We start from the raw sequence: 7,165 nt of genomic DNA on the forward strand, positions 1-7,165 counted from the left end.
GACTCTGATTGGCTAGCCGAAACGGACGCTTGAACCAAAGACTCTGATTTACTAGCTAAAACGGAGTCCTGAACCAAGGATTCTGATTCACTTGCTGAAACGGATGCTTGGGCCAAGGAGTCGGATTGAATTGCCGAAACGGATTCTTGTACTAACGAGTCTGATTGACTAGCTGAAATCGACTCTTGAACTAGCGATTCTGATTGGCTGGTCAATACAGATGCTTGAACCAACGAATCCGATTGGCTAGCAGATACTGAGGCTTGAACCTGCGACTCTGATTGACTGGCCGATACAGACTCCTGAACCAATGATTCCGATTCACTCGCAGAAACTGACTCTCGCACCAACGATTCTGATTGACTCAATGATGTTGATTGCAAATCAGTCGATACTTGCGATTCCGACTGACTCATTGAATCAGAACGAGAAAAGGACATAGATTCTGTAATTTGAGACTTAGATTCGATATCAGAAGTAGATTGCGATTGACTTTCGGAAACTGATGCTTGAATCAAGGACTCAGATTGACTCGCGGAAACTGACTCTTGAACTAGCGAATCGGATTGACTCGCGGAAACCGACGCTTGAACCAAGGAATCAGATTGACTAGCTGATACGGATTCTTTGAGCAACGAATCGGATTGGCTTGACGATACAGATGCTTGAACCAGCGAGTCTGATTGACTCGCAGAAACCGAGGCTTGTACCAAGGATTCTGATTGGCTAGACGATACAGATGCCTGAACCAACGAGTCTGATTGGCTTGCTGAGATCGATTCTTGAGCCAATGAATTTGATTCACTTGCCAAAACTGACGCTTGGACTAGTGATTCTGATTGGCTTGCTGAAACGGATGCTTGTACTAACGAGTCTGACTGGCTGGTGGAAACGGATTCTTGTGCCAACGAATCGGACTGACTGGCAGATACAGATGCTTGAACCAGCGAATCGGATTGGCTGGCTGAAATCGACTCTTGTACCAGCGAATCGGATTGGCTTGAAGAAACTGATTCTTTAATCAAGGAATCGGATTGACTCGCTGATACCGATGCCTGAATCAATGACTCTGACCGACTTGCAGAAACCGAAGCTTGAATCAAAGACTCTGATTGACTTGCTGAAACTGAGGCTTTAACCAGTGACTCTGATTGGCTGGCTGAAACCGAATCTTGAACTTGCGACTCGGATTGACTCGTAGAAACTGATGCTTGTACCAACGAGGCTGATTGGCTAGCCGATACGGATTCCTGAACCAATGACTCTGACTGACTCAACGAAACGGATTCTGACAGCTTTTTGCTCATCGAAATAGATTGTGACAAGGAAATCAGTTGAGAAACCACTTCCTCCGATCCAACCGCCGATGTTGACTGCGATTGAGACACAGAAATTGATCTAGATGCTAAATTAGATAAGGATACCGACTGACTCAACGAAACAGATTTCGAGGCTTTTTCAGACTCACTCTTAGATGCTGATGCTGCTTTTGATTGTGAGTCGGATTGACTCACTGAAATCGACTCTTGAACCAGCGACTCAGATTGGCTTGAAGAAACTGATTCTTGAACCAACGAATCAGACTGGCTGGTCGAAACGGATTCCTGAACCAATGACTCGGACTGACTTGCGGAAACCGACGATTGAACCAAGGAATCAGATTGACTAGCTGATACGGATTCTTTGAGCAACGAATCGGATTGGCTAGACGATACAGATGCCTGAACCAGCGAGTCTGATTGACTCGCAGAAACGGACGCTTGTACCAAGGATTCTGATTGGCTAGACGATACAGATGCCTGAACCAACGAGTCGGATTGACTCGCAGAAACTGATTCTTGAATCAGCGAGTCTGATTGACTGACGGAGACTGAGGCTTGAACCAACGACTCTGATTGGCTGGCAGATACTGAGGCTTGTACCAGTGACTCTGATTGGCTGGCTGAAACCGAATCTTGAACTTGCGACTCGGATTGACTCGTAGAAACTGATTCTTGAATCAGCGAGTCGGATTGACTGACGGAGACTGAGGCTTGAACCAACGACTCTGATTGGCTGGCAGATACTGAGGCTTGTATCAGCGAATCGGACTGGCTTGCAGAAACTGACTCTTGGACCAGGGATTCTGACTGACTGGCAGAAACTGATGCTTGAATCAACGACTCAGACTGGCTGGCTGAAACGGATTCTGACAGCTTTTTGCTCATCGAAATAGATTGTGACAAGGAAATCAGTTGAGAAACCACTTCCTCCGATCCAACCGCCGATGTTGACTGCGATTGAGACACAGAAATTGATCTAGATGCTAAATTAGATAAGGATACCGACTGACTCAACGAAACAGATTTCGAGGCTTTTTCAGACTCACTCTTAGATGCTGATGCTGCTTTTGATTGTGAGTCGGATTGACTAGCTGATACAGATTCTTTAATCAATGACTCTGATTGACTCGCTGAAATCGACTCTTGAACAAGCGACTCAGATTGGCTTGAAGAAACTGATTCTTGAACCAAGGAATCAGACTGGCTGGCCGATACGGATTCCTGAAGCAACGACTCTGACTGACTGGCGGAAACTGATGCTTGAATCAAGGACTCTGACTGGCTTGCTGAAACCGACGATTGAACCAACGAGTCTGATTGACTAGCAGAAACTGAGGCTTGAACCAAGGAGTCTGACTGACTGGCGGATACAGATTCCTGAACCAACGATTCAGACTGACTGGCCGAAACGGATTCTTTAATCAACGACTCTGATTGACTCGCTGATACAGATTCCTGAACCAATGACTCTGACTGACTAGCAGATACAGATTCCTTAATCAATGACTCTGACTGGCTGGCAGATACGGATTCTTGTACTAACGAGTCTGATTGGCTAGCCGATACGGATTCCTGAAGCAACGACTCTGACTGACTAGTGGAGATCGATTCCTGAACCAACGAGTTGGATTCGCTTGTCGATACAGATTGTGACAAGGAAATCGAGGTTGAAACCTGTGAATCTGATTGACTGGCGGAGCTAGATGCTTGTGACAAGGAAACGGACTCACTGACCGAAACAGATTGAGAAGATGAAATGGATTCTGAAACTAGTGACTCTGAAGTTGAAATCGAGAAGTTTTGAGATTGTGAAGCAGATTCTGACGGTGTCATCTTTCGATAGTAATAATTCACACTCGTTAAGGGGTATGAATCTACTATTTTTTTGATCGTTTGTTTGAAGTTGGAAAAACCATCTGCTCCTTGAGGTGTTGCATCTTCTCCAACGACCATGGTCGTATTTTTATCGAGGTATGTTGATTTTGGAAGTTCCGTGAATGGTTTTGGAACAGTATATTCTATTCCTGTTTTTTCATCAGTGTAAGTAACTGTCTCCTTACTAGAGAACCAACCTGTGATATCCAACTCAAAATGTTGGTAATCTATTCGTCTTGGTGTAACATTCAGGAAATAATCCTTATTTTTACTTTCAACTTTACGAATTCCACCTAAATCTGAAAGGTTATCCGTACTATCTTGTTTAAATTCTTTTTCATAAACAAGTGTATATACATCGGTTACCTTAGCATTTCCTACATCACCACTACTAACATCATGGATTTTAGAAGGATCTAAAACATAGTAGCGAAGAGAATAATCACCATTTTGATTAAGGGTGACAACTTCACTTTTAATGAAATGCTCACGCGCATCCCCTAATAGTTCAATTCTTGATTTCCCATTCTTACTATTATCGAACACCCCACTTTTACGATTCGGGAACACGGTGTGCGCTGGGACCTGTACATAACCAGGAAATTCGCGTGGATTGGAAGCTGTATAATGCTGGCCTTCCAATCCGTAGATTCTATACTCTAGTAAGGATCTTTCTTTCCCCGTTGGTTCATATTGCCCATTAAACCATCTACCATTCGGGTCCACTTCTCTATAGAAGGTCGATTGTTGTCCCATCATAGATGGAATTTTGATACTAGGATACGTCCTAATCAATTGCCCTTGATTCTCAGGCGTCATGACATCATAAATACTCCGGAATAAGAAAGCCTGTTCCGGAATAAAATTCGTCAGCATTCCAAAGGTCCCATTACCTGTAGAAGGTTCCGAATTAAAAACCTTGTTCCCAAGGGGAGCCTGACCAATTAGTACTTCTTTTGGTAATTGAATATCTTGGCCATATCCTTCTGGAGATACAGTTTGTGAAAAAATTTCAGCCCCATCTGATTTTCGGACAATGCGGAAATAAACATCCATTGCCTTATGCTTTTCCGGATCTATCTCACTGATATCAATCGACATAGTCGCATAGTAACCAAGTGACTCTCCTTGTTTATTCACAAAGTCCCAAATACCAAATGTATAACGATTGGTGTAGGGGTCACCTAAAAAATTTTTCAACTCTTCAGGCGAAAATCTTAAGAGATCTTTATCTAGATGAGGATCCTTAGCATATCCTGGTGTGTCAAGTGTAGGATCTTCTACACTCGCACCATTGGGATCTTCTGGGTTCGGGGTCATATCCAATACATCATCAGCCAAGTATGTTTCCTCAGCTAGAGGAGCCAACTGAGCAGAGATCGCAGGTTTCCCATCTATATTCGTATTTCCCACAAAACCTGCAGCTGTCAAGGTCGTCATCATCTCATCGACAGCTTTCTCCAAACGATCGCGCTGGTCAGCATAAGCTTGCGCACTGGCATTGGTGTGGATCAAGTTATTGCTTGCAGCCACTTCAGCCTGCACTTTGTTAATGACCGCTTCGACCACTGCTCGGCGATCGGTGTCCGTCATTTTAGATGCGTAATTCCCTGCAATTTCTTGGAGCAATTCAGCTTCAGAGGTATTTTGTTCTAAAACAGTAGCTTCTTCTAAACTAGTCGGCTCCTCAATACCTGCTTCTGACTCTAGAGCTTGAGCAGACTCGCTAAGTGCCGTTGATAATGCAGTTGATCCAACTTCGCTCAAGGACAAAGAGGTGGATTCACTGATCGAAGCAGACGCACTCTCAGATGTAGAAAAACTAGTTGATCCTGAAACAGAGCTGGATTCTGAAGACTGGGTAGAGGTATTTCCTAAGACCACACTATCCACTTCTGCCAAGGTTTCCTCTTTTGTCTCAGAAACCATTGGTGCAAGTGATGTTGCATCCTCCGCCTTAGCAGTCGTAGCAAGCACAGCACCACCAAAAACAGTCCCTACCGTAATCAAACCTTTTAAGAAGGCTTGGTTATGCTTTTGACTTTCTATTTGATCTTGCTGCACGTTGGCAATGATGGTCTCCTCCACTTGCCCACGCACCACGCGAAAGAGGCCTAGAGCAGCTGTTGATGCTCGAAGCCAATTTTTTCCTGATTTAATTAATTTGAAGCGTACGACACGATCTGTTTCACGAAAGTTTCCTTTTGAACGCTTAAATTGCATGATATTCCCCTTACATTGTAGTCATTATTCATTATACAGCAATACTACGTAGATTCAAGTAATTTGCTACAAAAAACTTATATATTATCGTTTAATTTTCAAATTTTTTTGTAACACATTAAAAACACCTCATTCTACTAGAAAAAAAGTGAATCTCCTATGAGATTCACTCGAAAAAAATGATATTTCCTACTAGATCAGTTCCCCTTCTTTTTACGTCGGGTAAGTCCAGCAATTCCAGCTAACCCTGTAACAACCCCAAGAAGAGCTGATGTTACAGATCCTGTTTCGCCAGTATTCGGAAGGGCCACAGATTGGCTGTGTTTTTGTAAACCACTTGCTGATTCTGATGCAGACAATGACTCTGAATGAGAAATTGATTGGCTCATTGAGTTAGAGTATGAACCGCTACCAGATGTTGATCCTGATTGTGATTGACTCACTGAAACTGAAGTACTTACTGATGTTGAAGTTGATTCAGGTGCAGAGGTACTCAATGATGCTGACTCAGATACAGATACTGATGTCGAAACCGAGGTAGAGACTGACTGACTTTCTGATACTGAACTGCTCAACGAAGCTGACAATGATTCGGAGGTCGAGATTGATTCAGATGTTGAGACTGACTCGGATGTCGAAACTGATTCTGAGGTAGACGCTGACACAGACGTTGAGACAGATTCCGACGCTGATACTGATTCTGAGGTTGAAACTGACTCAGATGTAGATGCCGACTCAGACGTCGAGACTGACTCAGATGTCGATACTGATTCGGACGTTGACACTGACTCAGATGTCGATACTGATTCGGACGCTGATTCTGAATCAGACGCTGATACTGATTCGGATGTAGAAACCGATTGACTTACTGAGGTTGAAGCTGATTCAGATGCTGACACTGATTGGCTTACTGAGGTTGAAGCTGATTCGGACACTGATACTGATTCTGACGTTGAAACTGATTCTGAAGTAGATACCGATTCAGATGCTGAAACTGACTCAGACGCTGACACTGATTCGGACGTTGAAACTGACTCCGATGTCGATGCTGACTCAGATACAGATACTGACATCGAAACTGAAACCGAAGTAGAGACTGACTGGCTTTCTGATACTGAATTGCTCAACGATGCTGACAATGATTCTGATGTCGAGATTGATTCAGACGTTGAAAGTGATTCAGAAGTAGACACTGATTCAGACGTTGAGGCTGACTCAGACGCAGAAGTTGATTCCGATGTTGAAACCGACTCAGAGGCTGACAATGATTCAGAGACTGAAACTGACTCAGATGTTGAGACTGAAACTGAAGTAGAAACTGACTGACTTTCTGATACTGAAGTGCTCAACGATGCTGACAATGATTCTGATGTCGAGATTGATTCTGATACAGAAACCGATTCAGACGTTGAAACTGATTCGGACTCTGAGACTGATTCTGATGTTGAAACTGATTCAGAAGCAGAGGCTGATTCTGATGCTGATACCGACTCAGATTCAGAGGCTGACGCTGATTCGGACGTAGATACTGACTCAGAGACTGAGACTGACTCAGATGTCGATACTGATTCAGAGGTTGAAACTGACTCAGACGCTGATACTGATTCGGACGTTGAAACTGATTCGGAAGTTGATGCCGATTCAGAAGTCGAGACTGATTCGGACGTTGAAACCAACTCAGAGGCTGAAATTGACTCGGATGTTGATACTGATTCAGAGGCTGAAACCGACTCAGACGTAGAGGC

Annotated in this window: 2 protein-coding genes; both read right to left on the reverse strand. The window is 43.7% G+C overall.

Features of this window, described 5'->3' with window-relative positions:
* On the reverse strand, positions 1 to 5,420 hold a 5,420-nt coding region (locus HMPREF2917_RS08465; protein WP_141751548.1), incomplete at its 3' end, for an accessory Sec-dependent serine-rich glycoprotein adhesin.
* 197 nt (positions 5,421 to 5,617) lie between these two features.
* The coding region (locus HMPREF2917_RS10950) for an LPXTG cell wall anchor domain-containing protein (protein WP_141751549.1) at positions 5,618 to 7,165 on the reverse strand (1,548 nt) is incomplete at its 5' end.

The organism is Streptococcus sp. HMSC061E03, from assembly GCF_001813505.1.
In the GTDB taxonomy this organism is placed as follows: Bacteria; Bacillota; Bacilli; order Lactobacillales; family Streptococcaceae; genus Streptococcus.